Below are 20,857 nucleotides of genomic sequence, written 5' to 3'. Positions count from 1 at the left end.
ATAACTTTAAATTTCGATTTCGCTTTTAGCTTGTTTTGATTTTTCTCAATTAAAAACCACAATAAATGTAATTCGAAACACATTTATTGCCTATTTTTCTTATTTTTGCATAAAAAATTATGTTTTAATATAAATTAGAATATTTTTACGCCACGAATCAAGTTGATTCTATATTTTTTAACTTAACAACATGAAAGACCCTTTAAATATCATTAAAATCAGGAATGCCAACGAACCGGAATTTTTACAAGCTGTAACGGAAGTTGCAGAGTCGATTTTTCCTTTTGTAGAGCAAAATCCGATTTATAGAGATAATAAGATTTTTGAAAGAATGGTAGAGCCAGAAAGAGCTATCATTTTCAGAGTACCTTGGTTAACGGATAAAGGAGAGGTTGAGGTTAATAGAGGTTATAGAGTGCAAATGAATAGCGCAATTGGTCCTTACAAAGGCGGTTTGCGTTTTCATCCTTCAGTAACGTTAAGTGTGTTGAAGTTTTTAGCATTTGAACAGGTGTTTAAGAACAGTCTTACCGGCTTACCAATGGGTGGCGGTAAAGGAGGTTCAGATTTTGATCCTAAAGGAAAGTCGGATCATGAAGTAATGCGTTTTTGCCAAAGCTTCATGACAGAATTATATCGTCACGTAGGTGCCGATATTGATATTCCTGCTGGAGATATTGGTGTTGGAAAACGTGAGATTGGTTATCTTTTTGGTCAGTATAAAAGAATCAAGGGAGAATTTACTGGTGTGTTAACCGGTAAAGGGTCGGAGTGGGGCGGAAGTCATATTAGACCAGAAGCTACCGGATACGGATTGATTTATTTTGTAGAGGAAATTCTGAAAGCTCAAAAAGAGACTATGGAAGGCAAAATCGTTACTGTTTCTGGTTCTGGTAACGTGGCGCAGTTTGCGGTTGAAAAATGTATAGAAAAAGGTGCCAAGGTAGTAACCATGTCTGATTCTGAAGGTTTTATTCACGATCCAAACGGTATAGATACAGAAAAGCTAGATTTCATTAGAAACTTGAAGGAAGTTGAAAGAGGTAGAATTAAAGAGTACGCTAAGCAGTTTCCTGGGGTTACTTTTTACGCTGGCGAACGTCCTTGGAAAATTAAATGCGATATCGCATTACCAAATGCAACACAGAACGAATTAAATTTAGAGGATGCGTCTAAACTGATTACAAACGGATGTAGGTATGTTGCCGAAGGTGCAAATATGCCATGTACGCCAGAAGCAGTAAATGCATTCAACGCTTCTAATATTTTTTATGCTCCAGGAAAAGCATCTAATGCTGGCGGAGTTGCAGTTTCTGGTTTAGAGATGTCTCAAAACTCTCAACGTTACTCATGGACTCGTCAAGAAGTTGATGATAAGTTAAAGAAAGTGATGAAAGATATTCACGATATATGCGTGAAACATGGTAAAGATGAAAAGGGACATGTTAATTATGAAAGAGGAGCAAATATTGGTGGATTTGTTAAAATAGCAGACGCAATGCTTGCACAGGGTTTAGTATAACCTTTTTTCAACATAAAATTTTCGGAATCACCCAGGTTAATGTTTTTAGCCTGGGTGATTTTTGTTTTAACCACCATTTTTCTTCAACATAATTTACCCTTTAAGCCAACGTTGTATAACAAACAGTTAGATTCTATGAAAACCATTAACCCTGAAAATAATACGACTAATAGCTTTAGAAAGTGGTTTACTTTATCCAATATTTCTACAATGGTGATGCTTGCCTTTATTGTGGCCATGCTTGTTATTCCAAATGTAAAAGCGTTTGTAATCCAGAATTTAATGAAAGTTGGCCTGTTTCAGCCTTCGGTTCCTCCAGTTAATCAAAACAGTAATACGGAAGCCCTAACTCAAGAAAACACTCAAGATGTTGTTTTTAAAGACGGAAACGGAAACACTGTAAGTTTGTCGGAATTGAAAGGAAAAGTAGTTTTCTTGAATTTTTGGGCTACTTGGTGCCCGCCTTGTATCGCAGAAATGCCGAGTATAAATGAACTGAAGAAACGGTACAAAGGCAAAGAAGAAATTGTTTTTTTAATGGTGGATGCTGATAGTAATTATGAGAAATCGACAAAATTTATGCAGAAACGCGGTTATGATTTACCCGTTTCCATTGCGGTAAGTTCAGTTCCCGATAATATTTTCGATGGCTCCTTGCCCACAACGCTAATTTTAGATAAGCAAGGACGTTTATCCTTTAAGCATGAAGGCAGTGCTGATTACAAAAACCAGAAAATCGTAGATTTTATCGATCAATTACTCGTTGAATAATATTTCCTTCGGATTTTACCTAACCCATTTTTTCTTAAGATTTAAAAACCTTTTTTCAAAATAGTGGAAAGAAAAATAAGCTAGCACAAGACTCATCATGCCAATGATTAATGAGGTAATAACTTTTGAAAATATGCTGTATGGCAAGTTGCTGTAAATTATGGCTTCAAGTGGAGGCTTTATAAAAACATATAATACCCAATGGAAAACGTATAGGCCGTAAGAGATTTTCCCAATAAACAGCAACGCTTTTAGCGTTAATACCCGAACCAAAAACTTACTCTTAAGTTCCGATATACTCAGGATAAGTACACTCCCAAATAATAATGCAAAAAAAGTTAAGCCAAGGGACGCAAAATAAGGATTGCTAAAATGAAGACTTTTGGTAAATATTAGTACAGCCACTATATAGGTTAAAGAGATGTAGAAAAATGTGAGCGTCCATTTTTCTAATAAAAAACGGTTATAGCGTATAAAATACGCTATAATAGCACCTATCGCTAGGCTGTCCATTCTAGAAAAAGTTCCTACATAATAGCCAATATTTCCATCCGAAAAATAATAAAACCTAAAACCAATGGCTATAATTATGAAAGCCAAGAGTACCCAAGGCGTTCGACTATCTTTTATATATTTAACTACAAAAGGGAAGAAGAAATAAAACTGTTCTTCTATTGCTAAAGACCAAAAGTGGTTCATAGTGTCTTTCCCGTCGGGGAAAACGCCTTTGATGGTGTACTCCCAGTTTTGTAGGTAAAACCAATATGTCCAGGATGTATGAGTTACTGTGTTAACCCGAAAGAATACTTTTGGAATAATAATAATGGCTAAGACGAAATAATAAAGTGGAAAAATTCGGAGTACCCGTTTAATCCAGAAATTCTGAAAATAAAATGGATGATTCTTGGTCTCTATCAGGATGCCAGTAATCAAAAAGCCAGATAGTACAAAAAACAAGTCAACTCCACACCAACCCAACATAAAATGAAAGGTATGGAACAGTAGCACCAGTAGAATAGCAATCCCCCGTAGCCCATCTAGTGCTAAGATATGATGCTTAGCCCCTTCATAAGTGATACTGATTTTTGGAAATAAGAACTTGTTTTGCCGATTGAGCATTAAACTTTTAATAATATATTGGCAATGATAATGATTTATCTGCTAAGTTAAATAATACGTCTTCTTTCGGCGTGGTTGGTGAAATGGATTGGAAATTAATTTGACTCGTTTGAAAAACTAGTGCTATTAGTGGTCAAATGTTACATAGGAAGCTGTTTTGTCGCTAAATGTTATTAAATTTATAATCCATTATAAACTAAATTTTTATCTACATGTTCAGAATAAGCAGTTTTATACTCTTGGCGCTGTGTATAGCAACGTCTGTAAGTGCGCAAAATTTTAAGCCATTATTTAACGGAAAAGATCTCAAAGGTTGGAAACAGTTAAATGGTAAAGCAGATTATACGATCTCTAAAGGAGAAATAATAGGCACTACCAAAGCAGGTGAACCCAACTCATTTTTAGCTACTGAAAAAGATTACGGCGATTTTATTTTGGAGTTGGAACTTTTAGTTGACCCAGAAATGAACTCAGGAATACAGTTCAGAAGTGAAAGTAAGGAAGATTACCGCGATGGAAGGGTTCATGGTTACCAAATGGAAGTTGACCCGTCTGCCAGAGCGTGGAGCGGTGGCATTTACGATGAAGCTAGAAGAAACTGGCTCTACACGATGGAACTGAATCCTAAAGCAAAAACGGCATTTAAAAACGGGGTGTGGAATAAATACAGGATCGAAGCAATTGGAAACACCATTCGTACCTGGGTAAACGGAGTGCCTACCGCAAATTTAGTGGATGACCTGACTCCAAAGGGTTTTATTGCATTGCAAGTGCATGCAATTGGGAAAGATGGCAAGGCTGGTAAACAAATAAGGTGGCGTAATATTAAAATTCAAACCGAAAACTTAAAGCCAAGCGCACCAGATCATATTGAGGTGGTAAATTTAATCCCCAACAGTTTATCTGCACAGGAAAAGTACAATGGTTATTCCCTATTATTCGACGGTAAAAGTGTTGAGCAATGGAGAGGTGCCTATAAAAAAGATTTTCCTAAAAGCGGTTGGCAGGTAAGCAACGGCGTTTTATCTGTCGAAAAATCTAACGGCGCAGAATCTACTAACGGAGGTGATATTGTAACTAAAAAACAATACAGTGCTTTCGAATTTAAGTTTGATTTTAAGCTTAGCGAAGGGGCAAACAGTGGGGTTAAGTATTTCGTAACAGAATCTGAAGGGAACAAAGGCTCTGCAATAGGTCCAGAATATCAGATTTTAGATGATGAGAGGCATCCTGATGCGAAACTCGGCAAAAATGGAAACAGAACATTAGGGTCACTTTACGATTTAATGACCTCAAATAAGATTCCCGCCTCGCAGAAGAAGATTGGCGAGTGGAATCAAGGAATCATCAGGGTTTACCCCGATAATAAAATTGAATATTGGCTAAATGGCTATAAAATTTTGGAATACACTCGTGGTTCAAAAGAGTTTTTAGACTTAGTTGCCGGCAGTAAATATAAAGACTGGGACAATTTCGGAATGGCGCCACAAGGCCATATCCTTTTGCAAGATCATGGCGATAAGGTTTCTTTCCGTAGCTTAAAAATTAAAGACTTAAATTAATTACCAAATGGACAATACTAGAAGAAAATTTATAAAAAATTCGGCAATAGCCGCAGCTGGGACTTATTTGGGTACAATGGGTTTGAGCGCAAAAAGCTACGGAAATATTATTGGTGCGAATGATCGAGTGAGGGTAGGGGTAGTCGGTTTTTCAGATAGATTTACATCGGCGCTAATGCCAAGCTTTTTGAAAAGCAACAAAGAATTGAATTTTGATATCGTGGGAGTTTCTGATTTATGGAATTATCGCCGAGAACTCGGTGTAAACCATATCAAAGGGTTAATCGGGCATGATATAAAGGCTTGCAGAAATAACGATGAGCTTTACGCGATGAAAGATTTGGATGCTGTAATTGTAAGCACAGCTGATTTTCAACACGCTTTGCACACCATAGAAGCGGTAAATGCCGGTTGTGATGTTTATTGCGAAAAACCATTTGCAGAAACCATGTCTGATAACCGGGCAGCGCTTAAGGCTGTAAAAGCATCTAAGCAAATTGTGCAGATTGGATCGCAGAGACGGAGCGGAAAAAACTATAAGGCTGCGGCCGATTTTATTCAGCAAGGTAAGTTTGGTGATATTACGATGGTTGAGCTCAGCTGGAATGTGAACCAGCCCGGCCGTTGGAGACGCCCGGATTTGGTAGCTAAAATAAAGGAACAGGATACGGATTGGAAACGTTTTTTGATGAACCGTCCGTTTGAGGCGTGGGATCCAAGAAAGTATTTGGAATATCGGTTGTTCTGGCCTTATTCATCCGGAATGCCAGGTCAATGGATGAGTCATCAGATTGATACAGTACATTGGTTTACAGGTTTACAGCATCCACGGAGTGTTGTTGCAAATGGTGGAATTTACCAATGGAAAGATGGACGTAGAAACTGGGATACAACAACCGCTGTTTTTGATTACGGCCCACAGAACAAGAAAGACGATGGTTTTCAAGTAGTGTTTACTTCCAGGATGCATAATGGCGACGAAAAACCGGCCGAGATTTATTACGCCAACGGCGGTGAGCTAAATTTAATTACCAATACAGTTTCTCCAACGGGCGGTTTAACCGAGCGCCATGCTTCTGTAATGGGTATGAAACCCAATTTGCTTCCTAACCTAAAACTTGCCGAACTGGTAAAAGTTGATTCGGCTGCAGATGCTGGTGCAGATGATTTGGTAACCAACCACATGCGCAATTGGATGGAGTGCATAAGAAGTAGAAAGGAAACGCATGCACCTGTAGAAGCGGGTTACTACCACTCTATCGCAAATATTATGACTAATGCTTCCGCTAGAACCGGTTATAAGGCAACCTTTGACGAAACTACACAAGAAGTAATGGTAAATGGAAAAATCTTTAAATATTAATAAATGAAGTTTATGTTATTGCATGTTTTTAGTTGGATATATAAAGCTAAAAGTGTGTTTTTGTTTTTTTTAATTGGGTTTGTGTTAATTTTTAGTGGATTTAGAAATCACGCTAAACTCAATCTTTATTCCCTAACAGGTTCTGCGCAAGGAACAAGCTACACCATTAATTATTATGCAGCATCGCAATTGGTGTCAAAAAATCAGGTTGATAGCATTCTTAATAAAATTGATAGTTCCATGTCGGTTTATAAATCATACAGCCTAATAACCGAATTTAACAATTCGAAAAGTGGCGTTAAAATGGACGAGCACTTTAAAAATGTGGCAGAAAAATCGTTGGAAATCTCCAAAAATAGTGATGGTATTTTTGATATTACTGTTTATTCATTGGTGAGTGCTTGGGGGTTTGGACCAGTTAAACCCGCGAATCTGCCAGATTCAAACGAGATAAAAGCTATCCTGAAAAATATAGGCTATCAGCATTTGAAAATCAAAGGAAATGAGTTAATTAAAGATAATCCTGATGTTAAAATAGATGTTAATGGTGTTGCACAAGGATACTCCGTTGATGTAGTTGCAGATTTTTTAGAGGAAAAGAAGATAGACAGCTACATTGTTGAGATTGGTGGCGAACTTAGGGTGAAGGGAGAAAAACCAGGTAACGAAAAGTTTAAAGTAGGGATTGAGGCCGTGAATGATAGCGATTTTTCGCCAATACAAAAGTATATTGAAATTGAAAACGGTGCAATAACCACTTCGGGCAATTACCGTAAGTTTTACCAAGCAGGTAGTAAAAAAATCAATCATTTAATTGATCCTAAAACAGGGTATTATTTGCAAAATGATATGATAAGTGTTACGGTTTACGCAAAAGATGCAATTACTGCCGATGGCTATGATAATGTTTTGATGGGCTTAGGTTTCAAAAATGCCATGGCTTTTTTAGCTAAGCAGAAGGACTTGTCGGCTTATTTAGTCTACAGAGAGAACGGAATTGTGAGAGATACATGCAGTGTTGGTTTTCCTGTGATTAAGAAATTTTGAAATGAAAAGAAGAAGTTTTATACAAAAATCTAGTTTATTAGCTGGTGGCGTTTTATTGCAAAATCCAATTGTTAAAGCAATTGAAGCAGATGACATTAAACTTAAAATAGCCGTAATTGGTTGTGGGGATAGAGGAACTGGGCTTATAAAGACAATGCAAACCATGCCTCAATGGTTTGAGGTGACTGCAATTTGTGATGTACTGGATTTTCGGTTGGATAATGCTAAAAAGATATTGGGCAACGCCAAGTTTGAAAGTTTCACAGATTACCAGGTACTGTTAAAATCAAAAAATGTTGACGCGGTAATTATTTCAACTACGTTAAGCGAACATTTTGAAATTGCAAAAGCTGCTTTACTAAATAATAAGCATATTTATTTAGAAAAAGCCATGACTTATAACATTCCGCAAGCATTGGAATTGGTTAAGTTAAAAGAAAAGCATCCCAACCAAATTCTGCAGGTCGGTCATCAATACAGATATGCACCTTTGTATTTTAAAGTAAAGGAGATGATTCAGAAAGGATATTTAGGTAAAATAACGCAAATTGATTGTCGTTGGGATCGGAATAATAATTGGAGACGATCTGTTCCTAATCCAGATTTAGAGCGCCAAGTAAATTGGCGGATGTACAAAGAATATTCAGGAGGATTGGCTGCTGAGCTGCTATCGCACCAGATAGATTTTATCAACTGGGCTTTTGATACGCATCCTACACATATTATGGCAACTGGTGGAATTGATAATTATAAAGACGGGAGAGAAACTTTTGACAACATACAGGTAATGTTTAGGTATGGGAAAGAGAACATGATCGGTAATTTTGGTTCTACTTTATCCAATGAACATGATGGTTACTTATTTAGAATTAAAGGAACTAAAGGCATGATTTCAATGTTGATTAATGATGCCGTTTTTTATCCTGAAAAGAAAGCCTTAAAGGAGTTACAGACCGTAGATGGCGTTACTGGAGCTACAAAAATTGAGTGGAATAAAGAGGGCGGTGTGCCAATTATTGCTGATAAAGAAAAAGATGGAAGCTGGTATTGTTTAAAGGATTTTTATAACTGCATTTATAAACAAGTGGAACCAACATCGAACGTATTAACAGGCGCAACTACTGCTGTTTGTGTTCATTTGGCAAACGAAGCAATGTACACGAATACCTTGCAAAGCTGGAAACCAGAATATAATGTGTTTGGATAATTTGAGAAGCTAAATTATAAAAAAATAATTTCCGATACCACTTCCGATCCTGCTTTTTCGTTTAGATTGACCATGATTTGGGCTCTCATAATAGTAAGCTCGTTTTTTACAACTGACGATTCTATGCGTACGAAAAGTTTTTTATCTCTGATGAAGATTTCTTTGGTACGGTTTGCTACTGCTTTTCCCACAATAGTTTCCCAAGATTCTACCGCATGTGTTTCATCAAATTTATGTTTTAATCGATAAACTTTTAGCATTTGGTCCATTGCCTCCTTTAGCGTTTTATCATTATCTCTACTCATGGCTTACAATGCTGTTATTGATTTCAAATAAGTTTAAATCAACCTTAATGTCTTCAAATATACGCTTTACCCTTTCGGCGTTGGTATCGGTGATAAACAATTGCCCAAAATTGTCTGCCGAAACCATTTTCATAAGTTTTGTGATTCGTAAATCATCAAGCTTGTCAAAAATATCATCTAATAAAAGCAAAGGCTTAAATCCTTTTTGCTGATAGATAAAAGAGTATTTAGCTAATTTTAATGCAATTAAAAAAGACTTTTGTTGCCCTTGCGAACCAAATTTTTTCAAAGGCATATTTTCATGTACTTGAAAAACCAAATCATCTCTATGGATACCTTGGCTAGTGCGTTGTAAAATCCGGTCTTTCTCTAGGTTCTGCTTTAAAATAGTGGCGAAATCTGCATGTAGCAGTGGTGACTCGTAAACCAGACTAACACTTTCTGCCTCATCTGTTAAATACTGATAATGCTGGTCAAAAACCGGTGTAAAAATTTGCATAAAAGACTGCCTTTTGGCAAATATCTTGTTTCCAGAGCTAATCAATTGCTCATCAAAGATCTCTAATAAAGTTGGATCGTACCTGCCGCTATCTGCAATCTGTTTTAATAAAGCATTTCTGTTTTGGAGTGTCTTATTGTATATGATAAGTTCGTCCAAGTACTTGGCATCCGTTAAAGAGATCACAGTGTCAATAAATTTCCGTCTTTCTTCACTTCCTTCTAAAATCAAGGAAATGTCGTTCGGCGAAATCATCACCAACGGAAACAAGCCAATATGATCTGCCAAGCGCTGATATTCTTTTTTGTTGCGCTTAAATTGTTTTTTTTGATTCTTTTTTACGCCACAAGCAATCAATTCATCGTTCTCGTTTTTATCGAAAACACCTTGTAGCATAAACAAATCACGCTCTTGTTTGATCTGCTGGCTATCAATTGGGTTAAAATAACTTTTGCAGAGAGAGAGGTAATGTATCGCATCTAATAAATTGGTTTTGCCAGCGCCATTATTGCCGGTAAAGGCATTTGCTCCATCAATAAAACTAAGCTCGGCTTCGTCGTAACTTTTGAAGTTTACTAGCGTGATTTTTTTTAGATACATGACGCGAATTTAAGAAATCAGCCGATGATAATCGGCTTTAAGCGTTTTATTAGCCAATAATCAGCAAAATTATTTTAAAAATAGCGCTCCTGCTTACGTTAAATGCAGTTAATAGTACTATATTACAATAATTTAAATATTTGGTTGTTGTTTTTAACTAAAACACTATTTTTGCAATCTTTAATAGAACCCTAAAATGTCGAATACACAACACGAACAGTCAGTAAATCTAGCATCATCAATGGGTAAAACCAGTGACTTTATACAAGAGAATAAAAAAAGTCTTATTGTTATTGCGGCAACAATCGTAGGATTGGTTGTATTGTTTTTTGCTTATCAGAAATTTTATTTAGCTCCACGCGAGACTGAAGCTGTAAATCAAATGTACAAAGCACAGTCTTATTGGGAGCAGAAAGAATGGGATAAAGCCATTAAAGGAGACGGAAACTTCCCAGGTTTCGAAAAAATAATTGCAGAATACGATAACACCAAATCTGCTAATTTAGCTTATTACTATGTAGGTATTGCTTACTTAAACAAAGGTGAGTACCAAAAAGCCGCAGAAAGCTTAACAAAATATAATGGTACAGATGCTATCCTTGCTCCAGAAGCATTAGGCGCTGCAGGCGATGCTTACGTAGAACTTAAGGATTACGACCAAGCTGTTACTTTTTACAAAAAAGCGAGCTCAAAAGGTGATAATCTTTTTGCTGCACCAATTTTCTTAAAGAAATTGGGTTTAGTTTATGAAGAGCAAAAAAACTTTAAAGCAGCTGTAGATACTTACAGTAAAATTAAAACTGATTATCCAGAAAGTGCAACGGCAACTACTATTGATATGTATATCGCTAGGGCGCAAGGTAAATTGTAATTTATAAAATTTTAAAATATAGAGGTTAGTTGCACACAGCTAACCTTTTTTTATTTAATTATGGCTTCAGATCTTAAAAACCTTTCCGATTTTTCACATACTACAGTGCCATTAGGCACAGTTTATAAGTTTGGGATTGTAGTGGGAGCTTGGAATGCCGAAGTAACTGGCGCCTTGTACCGCGGAGCATATGATTCTTTGATTAAACATCATGTAAAAGAAGAGAACATTGTTTCTGTTGAAGTTGCAGGTAGCTATGAGTTAATTGCAGGTGCTGATTTAATGTTGAGCAATAAAGAATTAGATGCCGTAATCTGTCTGGGATGTGTAATCCAAGGAGAAACTAAACATTTTGACTTTATCTGTAATGCAGTTGCAAACGGATTGGCAAATGTTGGTATTAAGCACACCAAACCAGTGATTTTTGGGGTGTTAACAACAGATAATCAACAACAAGCTTTAGATAGGGCAGGTGGCAAGCATGGAAATAAAGGAGATGAGGCGGCAATAACAGCGTTAAAGATGGCTGCTTTTACTACTGCACTTTAAGTATTGAAGTTTAATCGTAATTTCTGCTGAATCAAATTATTAAATTTGTGTAAATTGCTTTTCGAAACAAAATCGACTGACCATCGTAATAATGTTTATCCGTTTAAAACGTTAACCATACAAAAATGAAAAAACTAGTCTTCATTATACTCTCGGTAATGATTTTAGGAACTGTTTTACAGTCCTGTTCCTCTAAATTATGTCCAGCATATAATTCTTATCCAGAATCGCGAGGAAGACGATAAGTCAACTCCAAATTTCTTAATTATTTAAATCATGAGAATTTTCTTTCTATACGCACTATTTTGTGTAATGCTTAGCTCTTGCACTAAAGCACAAACAAAAGAACAGGTATTTGAAAAAGTGTGGAAAGCTGTAGGCGGTAAATCTAAGTTTGATAAAAGCCGTTATTTTCAGTTTGATTTTGCACCAGAAAGAGGCGGGAAAGCTGTGCCGGCAAGAAAGCATCTTTGGGATAGGTACAGTGGAGATTACCGTTTAGAAACGTCTGATGCTTCGGGTAAAAAGACCATTGTGTTGTTCAATGTTAATACGAAAGCAGGTACTGTTTATGTGGATAATGTGCTGCAACAAGGTACAGAAGCAGATCAAATCTTAAAGAAGGCTTATGGAGCGTTCATCAATGATACTTATTGGTTAATGGTTCCGCTTAAATTGCAGGATGAAGGAGTAAACACAACCCGCGATGCAGACGAAACCGTTGACGGAGCATTATGTAATGTTATTCATCTTAATTTTGATAAAGTAGGATTAACACCCGGCGATCAATATTGGCTGTATGTAAATGATAAAACAGGCGAAATTATAAGGTGGAAGTTTTTATTGCAGAAACAGCCTAAACCATCTGTTTTTAATTGGATGCCTTACCAGGATTTAGGAAACGGTTTGAAGCTTTCTACTAGAAAAGTAAATATTGATGGTAAAAGTGCAATTAACTATCCTGTGGCAAAGGTTTTGAAGAAGGTAGATAAGAACATATTTTTAAAACCATGAATTGGATTCCATTAGATAGTACAGAACAGTTAGAGCGTATCAAAGCAACTGTTGGTTATAGCGTTATTTTTAAACATAGCACTCGTTGCTCCATCAGTATGATGGCTAAGAAAAGAGTGGATATGGATTTGGACGATTTGCCGGAGAACGTAAAGCCTTATTTTTTAGATTTACTTTCGCACAGAGCTATTTCTGGAGAAATAGCCGAACTTTTTAATGTTCACCATGAGTCTCCGCAATTGCTTTTGATTAAAGACGGGGAGTGTATTTTAGATCAATCTCACGGAGATATAAATATAGAAGAGACCTTAGAGCTTATAAAATAGTGAAAGCCCCGAATGGGGCTTTTTTTATACTTTATTGTTTTTGAATCTTAGTTTTTTAAATCAGTTTCTTCTTTTAAAAACTCCACGTTCCTGATTTTTTCTGCTTTTCGGCCAATTAGCCAGAATGACAGGGCTAACACTAAAAAGAAAATTGCTTTATGCCAAGTATCCCAAAAGTATTCGAAAAAACGAGAATATAAGTTAATGATTAGGAAAGTAGCTCCAAATTCTCTGGCCAGTTCATCTTTAAACCTAAATCCTAGATAAAAGGTAATTAAACATGTCGCAATAGATAAACCTGCCCACCCGTATAAACTTAGCTGGCTAACCTTATACCAGTCATCAATACGTCCAAAATTTCCAAATATGGATAGCAACCACAGCGCTATAAAAGTATATAACAGACCAACAAAATAGGTTGCAAACTGAAAATCCTTTAGTTTTTTAAAATAAACAAAAAGAAAAGATAGGGTAGTAAGAACCAATCCAAAGCAAACAAACCTCAATGGATAGTTCATTCCTAAAAAGTAAAAATTGCTTTTACTCAAATAGCTGCTTTGTGTACCAAACCAAGCTCCTAACGAGAATAAAGCAAAAATCCATATTAGCCTCGATTTGAAATAATAACCTAAAAACGCGTATATGGGAACAGCTGCCAAAAACAGGAGTGCATAGTTCTCAGCACTTTTGTCGATGGTTTTACCCAAATAAGCCAAACCATTAGCAATCAATAAAACACCTGCCACCAGCATTGCCTCATTACTAAAAACCCGATGTGACTTTTTCTGCCTTCTTTTACTACCAACGATTAAAAAATAAGTGGCCGCTAGCAATGAAAAAACACAAATGATAATATTTGGTGTATTGTATAAGGAAGAAAGGATTTTGGCAATTTGCTTGTCGAGCAGTAAAGAGCCTAGTGCAAAAACGCCACAAGCTAAAGAAATGTAGATGGCATATTGGGCTAATTTTTGCCAGTCGAAAGATTTGACGGTGAAACTATTATTTAATTCTTCCGCTTTATCAGCACTTATAATTCCTTTATTTTGCCAATGTTGAATGGTTTCTTTTAGAAATTCGGCTTTATCGTTATCCAGTTTCATCAATAACTAAGATAAGGATAAAATTTAAAGTGCTGTGTTTTCGAAGTATTTCAAAGTAGCAACCTTATCTTTCCCAAGCTGTTCCGTTAGTTTTTCTAAACCTTCAAACTTTACATCGTGACGGATAAAATGAAGGAATTTCATTTTTAAGTTCTGGTGATAAATGTCTCCACTAAAATCGAAAATATTGACTTCAATGTTCTGGCTCATTCCGTTAATAGTTGGGCGGTGACCGATGTATGCCATACCTCTATAAACGTTTGATTTACTTTCAGCGGTTTCTAAACCACTAGGTTGGTAGGGATTATAAAGTTCTTGGTTTTTATTTTTCGATTCTAAAATTTCAACGGTAACCGCATAAATCCCATCTGAAGGAATGATTTTATAACTTTCTTCGATAAAAAGGTTTGCCGTAGGGTAGCCCAAAGTTCTGCCAATTTGATCACCTTTAATTACCTTTCCTGATAGGGTAAATGGATGTCCCATTAACTGGTTTGCGGTATCCACATCGCCCAAACTTAAAGCAGTTCTAATCCGTGTAGACGATACAGCAATATCTCTAACATCTTCTTCGGCAATTTCGGTTACGCTATAATCGTAAATTGTTGAAAATTGCTTTAATTCCGTTAAACCACCACATCTATCTTTCCCGAAACGATGATCGTAACCGATTACCATTTGTTTCATGCCAATCTGCTCAATTAAAACCTCTTTAATATAAGCTTCGGCGCTGAGATTGGAGAAATCGCGTGTAAACGGAGTGATAATTAAATGGTCGACCCCCAATTGGTGCAAAATATTTGCTTTTTCTGCCATGGTGTTAATCATTCTTAACGCATGATTTTCGGGATTTAAAATCATCCGAGGATGCGGAAAAAATGTTAAAATAACAGACTCGCCACCATTTTGCTTTGCTTGCTGAATAAGTTCTTTGATAATTTGCTGATGCCCTAAATGCACACCGTCAAAAGTACCAATGGTAACCACTGCGTTTTTTAAGCACTTAAAATCGGTGATATGATGGTAGATTTGCATTTTTTGTTTTTTGCAGAAAGGGATTAGGAATTAAGGTGTAAAGAACAAAGATCAATGATAGATTTTTTTCTACTATTCATTTATGCTATCATTCAACCCTTCACTCATTCAAAATTATCCTGTACCTTAATCTCCCGCACATGATTTACCAATTCCATAATTTCAAAAGCATCTTCAACTTTAAAATTACCACTTCTGGTTCTTCTTAATTTTGACAAATGGGCACCGTTTCCCAGTTTCTCCCCAAAGTCTTTTGCTAATGAGCGTATATAAGTTCCTTTACTGCAAACTACCCTGAAATCTACTTCTGGCAATTCAATTCTAGTAATTTCAAATTCGCTGATACTTACTTTCCTGGTTTTTAGTGTTACTTCTTCACCACGTCTTGCTTTTAAATATAAGCGTTCGCCGTCAACTTTTATTGCCGAGTGTGCCGGTGGGTATTGATCTAAATCGCCAATAAAATGTTTGCAGTTAGCTAAAATTAATTCATCGGTAATATTAGAAATGTCAAAGGTTTGATCAATTTCTGTTTCTAAATCATAAGAAGGAGTGGTTGCTCCCATTGTAAAAGTACCGGTATATTCTTTTTCTTCTGCCTGAAAGGTGTCAATCTGTTTGGTGAGTTTACCTGTGCAAATAATTAAAAGTCCCGTTGCTAAAGGGTCTAGCGTACCAGCATGACCTACTTTTAACTTTAAAGGTTTAAAAGAGTTCCGCAATTTGCCAACCACATCAAAAGAGGTCCATTGGTATGGTTTGTTTAATAGTAGAACCTCGCCTTGTGTAAAGTTGAATTTCGGGAATATTTTTTTTGGATTTTCTTCGCTCATGCTTAAATCACTTTTAAGCTATGTCCGCTTAAAATCAATACAATAATAATGGCACCAACAACGATACGGTAAATGCCAAACACACGGAAACCATGTTTTGTTAAAAAGCCGATAAAGCTTTTTATAGCAATTAAAGCCACTATAAAGCCAATTACATTTCCAATTAAAAGTAGATTGAGTTCTTGCGAGGTAATGGTGTGTCCGTCTTTATAAAAATCGAACAGCTTTTTCGCAGTTGCTGCAAACATGGTAGGTACTGCTAAAAAGAATGAGAATTCTGCAGCTGCTTTACGTGTTAACTTTTGAGTCATACCGCCAACAATGGAAGCGCCAGAACGTGAAACACCAGGTATCATCGCCAAACACTGGAAAACACCAATTTTTAATGCTGTTGGATAGCTTATCTGATCTGCATCATCAACATTTGCATCTTTAAACCATTTATCTACAAAAAGCAGAATTATTCCACCTATTAAAAGAGAAACGGCAACCGTCATTGGGCTTTCTAAAAGTTCGTCAATTTTATCGCTAAAAAGCAAACCGAAAATAACTGCTGGTATAAAAGCCACCAACAATTTAAAGTAGAATTCAAACGTTCTAAAAAATCTTTTAAAATATAATACTACAACAGATAATATAGTGCCCAGCTGAATAGCAACTGTGAAAAGTTTCACAAAGTTATCTGACTGTATGCCCATTAGAGACGAAGCAATAATCATATGGCCGGTAGAAGAAACCGGTAAAAATTCTGTAAGGCCTTCAATAATGGCCAATACAATTACTTCGAAAATATTCATTTAGTTTTTAGATCTTTTCTTTAGAATGGCGAAAAAGCCAAGTATAAAACCGCCAATTACTACAATAGGCGCCAATACTATTTTAGTGAAACTGTAAATGTCAGTGGTGCCACTCATCAATATAAAACCAATAATAACTACCACAATACTGGCAATCATTAAAATGTAGTTTTGTTTTTCAAAAACAAAGTGCGCTGCGTTGTGATCTGTTGTATTTGGTTTTTGAGCCATGATTTTATCTGTATAAATCGTAAACTTTAAGTTTTAAATACTTGGTTACTGCAAAATAGGTGCTTAAGCCCGAGATTAAAATACCAACGCCAATTACGCCTAAAAATACCAAACCGAATTCGTAATAGTTAGTTAAAATAACTAATTCTGGGATTTGTTGCTGTGCGAAGTATAAAGTAAGTACCAATAAAATTACGGCGATTAATCCGGCTATAAAGCCATGTAAAATACCGTAATTGATAAAAGGCTTACGTATAAAGCCTCTGGTTGCACCAACCAGTTGCATGCTTTTGATCAAGAAACGTTGAGAATAAATGGCTAAACGGATGGTGTTATTTATTAAACCAACAGCAATAATTAAAAGAACAAAACCAAAGCCTAAAATTACAATAGAAATGGTTTTAATGTTTTGATTGATCATATCTACCAATGATTTTTGGTAGCGCACTTCGTTAATCATTGGGTTTTTACGCAGATCTTTGCTCAACATCTCAATACTCTCGTTATTGGCGTAATCGGCCTTCATGTAAACATCTATAGAAGAAAGAAGGGGGTTGTAACCCAAAAACTTAATAAAATCTTCGCCTAAATCTTTGGTTAAGTTACGAGCTGCAATTTCTTTACTGATGTACTGCGTAGATTTTACGTAATTGTTTTTTTCAACCTGTTTCTGCAATTGCAGAATATCAACCTCTTTGGTGCCTTCGTTAATAATCACATTTAAAACAATGTTTTCTTTAACGTAGTTAGATAGCTTTCTTCCATGAACAATGATAAGCCCAAGCAAACCAACCATTAATAACACTAAAGATATACTTACAACAGTAGATACATAAATAGTCTTGGTTTTTTTAGATGCTCGGCTGTCTTCAAATTCTTCCATAAAAACGATAATTATGTTGCGAAAATAATAAACCTTATCTTAATATAAGCATCATTCCCATATTTAACAATTTTTCACAAAGATCTTAAGTCCGTAAAATCTATGGGTTGACTTATTTAAGCTACAAATCTTCATTAGTGTTTAAAAACTTGAAGTTAATATTTAGCGATTATTTAGGTTTTTGCTTAAATTTTTATCATGATGTTAAAACATTTCGCGTTTAACGAGGCTGATTGCTTTTGGCATTTTAGTTGTTTTTCTGTAAGCATCATATATCTAAAATAAAACATCATGACAACAGCAAAGAAATCAGAAGTATCTAAAGAAATGAAAAATTCAGAGTTTCATGAATTTTTTATCGACGAGTTAAAAGATATTTACTGGGCCGAGAGCCATTTGGTAAAAGCGCTTCCTAAAATGAAGAAAGCTTCAACAAGTAAAGAACTGGCAAAAGCGTTTGATAAACATTTGAGTGAAACCGAGAAACATGTCGAGACTTTAGAAAAGGTATTCGAGATCCTGGGTGAAAAAGCCTCTGGAAAGAAGTGCGACGCTATGGCAGGTTTGCTTGCCGAGGCAGATGAAATTATTAGTGATACCGATAAAGGGACAATGGTAAGAGATGCCGGCTTAATTTTGGCAGCACAAAAAGTGGAGCATTACGAAATTGCGACTTACGGAACATTGCGTGTGTTTGCAAAAACAATGGGCCACAATGATGTGTACGATTTGCTTTCTAAAACTTTAGAAAACGAAAAAACAACCGACGTTGCTTTAACTAAAATTGCGGAATCGTTTGTAAACGAAGAAGCATCCGAAGAATAATTTCATCTACCTATGAAATTTTCAGGGCCGACTTCAAGGTGAAGTCGGCTTTTTATTATTAAATCATTATAAAATGAAAAAGTTATATACTGCAGTAGTAACTGCAAAAGGAGGTAGAGATGGGCATATAAACTCTGCGGATGGTGTTATTAATATGCAATTGAAAGCTCCACAGGCTATGGGTGGCGAAGACGGTTACGCAAACCCCGAATTGTTATTTGCCGGTGCTTGGGGAAGCTGTTATTTAGGCGCACTAGGTTCTGTAGGGAAACGCGACGGTGTAGATGTGAGTGATGCTACAGCAGAAGTCCATGTAAGCTTTAATCAAGAAGGTGAAACATCTTACCAATTGTCTGCAGAGATTCATGTGCACATTCCAGGTTTAGATTTAGAAAAAACTCAAAAATTGGCTGATGCCGCCCACAAGGGTTGTCCGTATTCAAAAGCCACTCGTGGAAATATTGAAACAGTGATTAAGGCTGTTTAATAGAGAACGATTGTTACTAGAGGCTTAAGCTTTTTTACGTTTAGTATTAAGGTTTAAGCCTTTTTAATTATTAAGTTTTGTGCGTTTTAACACGTAATCGGTCAATCCTAAGAACACTCTAGCCATACCTGCTTAGCTTTGTTTATTAAAGGTTTTTTCTGTTTCTATTGACATAGCTTATTGTAAATGACAGAAATACCGCTTGTCCTTGATTTATAAATCCGAAGACGCATTTTCGTACTTCGCAATGCGTTGAGTAAATTAATTGGACGTTTTTCTCTCTTTTAAAGAATGTATCCTTAGATTTGATTCCATAAAATAAAGTACACAGTTTGGTAATTGAACAAGCAATTTTTTTCTCCAGACAAATAAATTTTAAATTCCTTAAATAATGAAAGAAGTATCTGATATTGGCGTGATTGGAATCGCCGTGATGGGCGAGAACTTAATCCTTAACATGGAAAGCAAAGGTTTTCATGTAAGTGCATTTAACCGTACAGTTGATAAAGTTGAAAACTTTGTTGAAGGCAGAGCAAAAGGTAAAAATATCTATGGTGCGCATACTATAGAAGATTTTGTTTCCTCTTTAAAAAGTCCGCGTAAAGTAATGTTGATGGTAAAAGCTGGTCAGCCGGTTGATACTTTTATAGATTTATTAATTCCTTTATTGGCTCCAGGCGATATCATTATCGATGGAGGAAATTCGCATTTCCCCGATACTGAGCGCAGAGTAAAATATGTGGAAAGTAAAGGTCTTTTGTTTATTGGTGCTGGAGTTTCTGGTGGCGAAGAAGGCGCTTTATTAGGTCCATCTATTATGCCAGGCGGTTCCCCAGAAGCATGGCCAGCAGTAAAACCAATTTTTCAAGGAATTGCGGCTAAAGTTGATGATGGAACACCATGTTGCGACTGGGTAGGCGAAGGCGGTGCTGGTCATTTTGTTAAAATGATCCACAATGGTATCGAATACGGTGATATGCAGTTGATCAATGAGGTTTATCAGATTATGAAAGACGTTTTAGGCATGTCTGCTGATGAAATGCATGAAGTGTTTAAAGAATGGAACGAAGGTGAGCTAGATAGTTATTTGGTAGAGATTACCCGTGATATCCTTGCTTTTAAAGATACAGACGGACAACCATTGGTTGATAAAATTTTGGATACTGCAATGCAAAAAGGAACCGGTAAATGGACTGGTACTGTAGCGTTAGATTTAGGTGTTCCATTGACTTTGATCACGGAATCCGTGTTTTCAAGATGCTTATCTGCTTTAAAAGACGAACGAGTAGCAGCTTCAAAAATTTTAACAGGACCTAAGCCAGCTTTTTCTGGAGATAAAAAGGCGATGTTGGATGATTTGAGAGATGCATTATATGCAGCTAAAGTTATTTCGTACGCTCAAGGGTACCAATTAATGAAAGCAGCGGCTGCTGAATTTAAATGGAGTCTGAACTACGGAGGTATTGCTTTAATGTGGAGAGGTGGATGTATTATCCGTTCTAGATTCTTAGGCAACATCAAAGAAGCTTATGATAACAATCCTGATTTAGCTAACTTATTGTTAGATCCTTTCTTCGCTGGAAAAGTAACGCAACACCAAGCTGGATTAAGAAGAGTAATTGCAGCAGCAGTAATGGACGGTGTTCCTGTTCCTTGCTTAAGCGCAGGTTTAAATTTCTACGATGGCTACAGAACAGAGCGTTTACCGGCAAACTTATTGCAAGCGCAACGTGATTATTTTGGAGCACATACTTACGAGAGAATAGACAAGCCAAGAGGTCAGTTTTTCCATACTAACTGGACTGGCAGAGGTGGAGATACTTCTTCTACAACTTACGAAGTTTAACAAATCGTAAATTCATATAGCAAAAAAGCTCCTCAGGATATTCTGAGGAGCTTTTTTTATGC

The 20,857-nt window shown here is 36.3% G+C and carries 22 protein-coding genes; 13 read left to right on the top strand and 9 right to left on the bottom strand.

What is annotated here, in order from left to right:
• The first annotated feature begins 190 nt into the window (after positions 1-190).
• Both gdhA and B176_RS19705 read left to right on the top strand, forming a co-directional pair.
• Complete coding sequence (gdhA, locus tag B176_RS0114935) at positions 191-1,522, top strand: NADP-specific glutamate dehydrogenase (protein ID WP_017259638.1); 1,332 nt, start codon at positions 191-193, stop codon at positions 1,520-1,522.
• A 135-nt stretch (positions 1,523-1,657) separates the two neighbouring features.
• Positions 1,658-2,293: a TlpA family protein disulfide reductase gene (locus B176_RS19705; RefSeq protein WP_154648000.1), complete on the top strand. Its 636-nt coding sequence runs from the start codon at positions 1,658-1,660 to the stop codon at positions 2,291-2,293.
• Between the two features lie 15 nt (positions 2,294-2,308).
• On the opposite strand, the gene B176_RS20395 is transcribed toward B176_RS19705, so the two are convergent.
• On the bottom strand, positions 2,309-3,412 hold the full coding sequence (locus B176_RS20395; protein ID WP_017259636.1) for an acyltransferase family protein: 1,104 nt from the start codon (positions 3,410-3,412) through the stop codon (positions 2,309-2,311).
• 212 nt (positions 3,413-3,624) lie between these two features.
• Here B176_RS20395 and B176_RS0114920 point away from each other — a divergent pair, with 212 nt between their 5' ends.
• Genes B176_RS0114920 through B176_RS0114905 form a run of 4 tightly spaced genes read left to right on the top strand, consistent with a single transcriptional unit; the run spans position 3,625 to position 8,591 of the window.
• Positions 3,625-4,974, top strand: a complete 1,350-nt coding sequence (locus B176_RS0114920; protein WP_017259635.1) for a 3-keto-disaccharide hydrolase — start codon at positions 3,625-3,627, stop codon at positions 4,972-4,974.
• A 7-nt stretch (positions 4,975-4,981) separates the two neighbouring features.
• Positions 4,982-6,337 carry a Gfo/Idh/MocA family protein gene (locus B176_RS0114915; RefSeq protein WP_017259634.1) on the top strand — a complete coding sequence of 452 codons (1,356 nt, stop codon included), beginning with the start codon at positions 4,982-4,984 and terminating at the stop codon, positions 6,335-6,337.
• Between the two features lie 3 nt (positions 6,338-6,340).
• The gene (locus B176_RS0114910) at positions 6,341-7,384 is read left to right on the top strand and encodes an FAD:protein FMN transferase (protein WP_237739839.1); all 1,044 of its coding nucleotides are present in this window, start codon (positions 6,341-6,343) and stop codon (positions 7,382-7,384) included.
• A 1-nt stretch (position 7,385) separates the two neighbouring features.
• Positions 7,386-8,591 (top strand): Gfo/Idh/MocA family protein, encoded by a 1,206-nt coding sequence (locus B176_RS0114905; protein ID WP_017259632.1) that lies wholly within the window; start codon positions 7,386-7,388, stop codon positions 8,589-8,591.
• Between the two features lie 14 nt (positions 8,592-8,605).
• Here B176_RS0114905 and B176_RS0114900 read toward each other — a convergent pair whose 3' ends face one another.
• Positions 8,606-8,896 carry a DUF721 domain-containing protein gene (locus B176_RS0114900; protein ID WP_017259631.1) on the bottom strand — a complete coding sequence of 97 codons (291 nt, stop codon included), beginning with the start codon at positions 8,894-8,896 and terminating at the stop codon, positions 8,606-8,608.
• On the bottom strand, positions 8,889-9,995 hold the full coding sequence (gene recF, locus B176_RS0114895; protein ID WP_017259630.1) for a DNA replication/repair protein RecF: 1,107 nt from the start codon (positions 9,993-9,995) through the stop codon (positions 8,889-8,891). The genes B176_RS0114900 and recF overlap by 8 nt, the downstream gene beginning before the upstream one ends.
• Before the next feature lie 196 nt (positions 9,996-10,191).
• Between recF and B176_RS0114890 the strand changes: the two genes are divergently transcribed.
• The 4 genes from B176_RS0114890 (at position 10,192) to ytxJ (ending at position 12,755) form a co-directional block, all read left to right on the top strand.
• Complete coding sequence (locus tag B176_RS0114890) at positions 10,192-10,866, top strand: tetratricopeptide repeat protein (RefSeq protein ID WP_017259629.1); 675 nt, start codon at positions 10,192-10,194, stop codon at positions 10,864-10,866.
• A 60-nt stretch (positions 10,867-10,926) separates the two neighbouring features.
• The gene (ribH, locus tag B176_RS0114885; protein WP_017259628.1) at positions 10,927-11,415 is read left to right on the top strand and encodes a 6,7-dimethyl-8-ribityllumazine synthase; all 489 of its coding nucleotides are present in this window, start codon (positions 10,927-10,929) and stop codon (positions 11,413-11,415) included.
• A gap of 276 nt (positions 11,416-11,691) precedes the next feature.
• Positions 11,692-12,429: a hypothetical protein gene (locus B176_RS0114880; protein WP_154647999.1), complete on the top strand. Its 738-nt coding sequence runs from the start codon at positions 11,692-11,694 to the stop codon at positions 12,427-12,429.
• Complete coding sequence (ytxJ, locus tag B176_RS0114875) at positions 12,426-12,755, top strand: bacillithiol system redox-active protein YtxJ (RefSeq protein WP_017259626.1); 330 nt, start codon at positions 12,426-12,428, stop codon at positions 12,753-12,755. Before B176_RS0114880 ends, ytxJ begins: the two co-directional genes overlap by 4 nt.
• A 47-nt stretch (positions 12,756-12,802) precedes the next feature.
• On the opposite strand, the gene B176_RS0114870 is transcribed toward ytxJ, so the two are convergent.
• The 6 genes from B176_RS0114870 to B176_RS0114845 all read right to left on the bottom strand — a co-directional run bounded on the left by B176_RS0114870 (position 12,803) and on the right by B176_RS0114845 (position 17,637).
• Positions 12,803-13,858: a DUF2157 domain-containing protein gene (locus B176_RS0114870; protein ID WP_017259625.1), complete on the bottom strand. Its 1,056-nt coding sequence runs from the start codon at positions 13,856-13,858 to the stop codon at positions 12,803-12,805.
• Between the two features lie 24 nt (positions 13,859-13,882).
• Positions 13,883-14,893 carry a bifunctional riboflavin kinase/FAD synthetase gene (locus tag B176_RS0114865; RefSeq protein ID WP_017259624.1) on the bottom strand — a complete coding sequence of 337 codons (1,011 nt, stop codon included), beginning with the start codon at positions 14,891-14,893 and terminating at the stop codon, positions 13,883-13,885.
• Positions 14,894-14,997: 104 nt separating this feature from the next.
• Positions 14,998-15,726: a tRNA pseudouridine(55) synthase TruB gene (gene truB / locus B176_RS0114860; RefSeq protein ID WP_017259623.1), complete on the bottom strand. Its 729-nt coding sequence runs from the start codon at positions 15,724-15,726 to the stop codon at positions 14,998-15,000.
• Positions 15,727-15,728: 2 nt separating this feature from the next.
• Entirely contained in the window at positions 15,729-16,523 is a 795-nt protein-coding gene (locus B176_RS0114855) for an undecaprenyl-diphosphate phosphatase (protein WP_017259622.1), read from the bottom strand.
• A complete protein-coding gene (locus tag B176_RS0114850) occupies positions 16,524-16,754 on the bottom strand; it encodes a DUF3098 domain-containing protein (RefSeq protein ID WP_017259621.1) in 231 nt (76 codons plus the stop codon).
• Positions 16,755-16,758: 4 nt separating this feature from the next.
• Positions 16,759-17,637 (bottom strand): cell division protein FtsX, encoded by an 879-nt coding sequence (locus B176_RS0114845; protein WP_017259620.1) that lies wholly within the window; start codon positions 17,635-17,637, stop codon positions 16,759-16,761.
• 291 nt (positions 17,638-17,928) lie between these two features.
• Between B176_RS0114845 and B176_RS0114840 the strand changes: the two genes are divergently transcribed.
• The 3 genes from B176_RS0114840 to gnd all read left to right on the top strand — a co-directional run bounded on the left by B176_RS0114840 (position 17,929) and on the right by gnd (position 20,795).
• On the top strand, positions 17,929-18,462 hold the full coding sequence (locus B176_RS0114840; RefSeq protein ID WP_017259619.1) for a YciE/YciF ferroxidase family protein: 534 nt from the start codon (positions 17,929-17,931) through the stop codon (positions 18,460-18,462).
• 73 nt (positions 18,463-18,535) lie between these two features.
• Positions 18,536-18,949, top strand: a complete 414-nt coding sequence (locus B176_RS0114835) for an Ohr family peroxiredoxin (RefSeq protein ID WP_017259618.1) — start codon at positions 18,536-18,538, stop codon at positions 18,947-18,949.
• A 391-nt stretch (positions 18,950-19,340) separates the two neighbouring features.
• Positions 19,341-20,795 (top strand): decarboxylating NADP(+)-dependent phosphogluconate dehydrogenase, encoded by a 1,455-nt coding sequence (gene gnd, locus B176_RS0114830; protein WP_017259617.1) that lies wholly within the window; start codon positions 19,341-19,343, stop codon positions 20,793-20,795.
• Positions 20,796-20,857: the final 62 nt, after the last annotated feature.

Origin of the sequence: Pedobacter arcticus A12 (assembly GCF_000302595.1) — a bacterium.
In the GTDB taxonomy this organism is placed as follows: domain Bacteria; phylum Bacteroidota; class Bacteroidia; order Sphingobacteriales; family Sphingobacteriaceae; genus Pseudopedobacter; species Pseudopedobacter arcticus.
This window is presented reverse-complemented; position numbering and strand designations above follow the sequence as displayed.

Coding starts and splice junctions, on each gene's coding strand:
- gdhA (WP_017259638.1), top strand. CDS start 191: ATGAAAGACCCTTTAAATATCATTAAAATCAGGAATGCCAACGAACCG.
- B176_RS19705 (WP_154648000.1), top strand. CDS start 1,658: ATGAAAACCATTAACCCTGAAAATAATACGACTAATAGCTTTAGAAAG.
- B176_RS20395 (WP_017259636.1), bottom strand. CDS start 3,412: ATGCTCAATCGGCAAAACAAGTTCTTATTTCCAAAAATCAGTATCACT.
- B176_RS0114920 (WP_017259635.1), top strand. CDS start 3,625: ATGTTCAGAATAAGCAGTTTTATACTCTTGGCGCTGTGTATAGCAACG.
- B176_RS0114915 (WP_017259634.1), top strand. CDS start 4,982: ATGGACAATACTAGAAGAAAATTTATAAAAAATTCGGCAATAGCCGCA.
- B176_RS0114910 (WP_237739839.1), top strand. CDS start 6,341: ATGAAGTTTATGTTATTGCATGTTTTTAGTTGGATATATAAAGCTAAA.
- B176_RS0114905 (WP_017259632.1), top strand. CDS start 7,386: ATGAAAAGAAGAAGTTTTATACAAAAATCTAGTTTATTAGCTGGTGGC.
- B176_RS0114900 (WP_017259631.1), bottom strand. CDS start 8,896: ATGAGTAGAGATAATGATAAAACGCTAAAGGAGGCAATGGACCAAATG.
- recF (WP_017259630.1), bottom strand. CDS start 9,995: ATGTATCTAAAAAAAATCACGCTAGTAAACTTCAAAAGTTACGACGAA.
- B176_RS0114890 (WP_017259629.1), top strand. CDS start 10,192: ATGTCGAATACACAACACGAACAGTCAGTAAATCTAGCATCATCAATG.
- ribH (WP_017259628.1), top strand. CDS start 10,927: ATGGCTTCAGATCTTAAAAACCTTTCCGATTTTTCACATACTACAGTG.
- B176_RS0114880 (WP_154647999.1), top strand. CDS start 11,692: ATGAGAATTTTCTTTCTATACGCACTATTTTGTGTAATGCTTAGCTCT.
- ytxJ (WP_017259626.1), top strand. CDS start 12,426: ATGAATTGGATTCCATTAGATAGTACAGAACAGTTAGAGCGTATCAAA.
- B176_RS0114870 (WP_017259625.1), bottom strand. CDS start 13,858: ATGAAACTGGATAACGATAAAGCCGAATTTCTAAAAGAAACCATTCAA.
- B176_RS0114865 (WP_017259624.1), bottom strand. CDS start 14,893: ATGCAAATCTACCATCATATCACCGATTTTAAGTGCTTAAAAAACGCA.
- truB (WP_017259623.1), bottom strand. CDS start 15,726: ATGAGCGAAGAAAATCCAAAAAAAATATTCCCGAAATTCAACTTTACA.
- B176_RS0114855 (WP_017259622.1), bottom strand. CDS start 16,523: ATGAATATTTTCGAAGTAATTGTATTGGCCATTATTGAAGGCCTTACA.
- B176_RS0114850 (WP_017259621.1), bottom strand. CDS start 16,754: ATGGCTCAAAAACCAAATACAACAGATCACAACGCAGCGCACTTTGTT.
- B176_RS0114845 (WP_017259620.1), bottom strand. CDS start 17,637: ATGGAAGAATTTGAAGACAGCCGAGCATCTAAAAAAACCAAGACTATT.
- B176_RS0114840 (WP_017259619.1), top strand. CDS start 17,929: ATGACAACAGCAAAGAAATCAGAAGTATCTAAAGAAATGAAAAATTCA.
- B176_RS0114835 (WP_017259618.1), top strand. CDS start 18,536: ATGAAAAAGTTATATACTGCAGTAGTAACTGCAAAAGGAGGTAGAGAT.
- gnd (WP_017259617.1), top strand. CDS start 19,341: ATGAAAGAAGTATCTGATATTGGCGTGATTGGAATCGCCGTGATGGGC.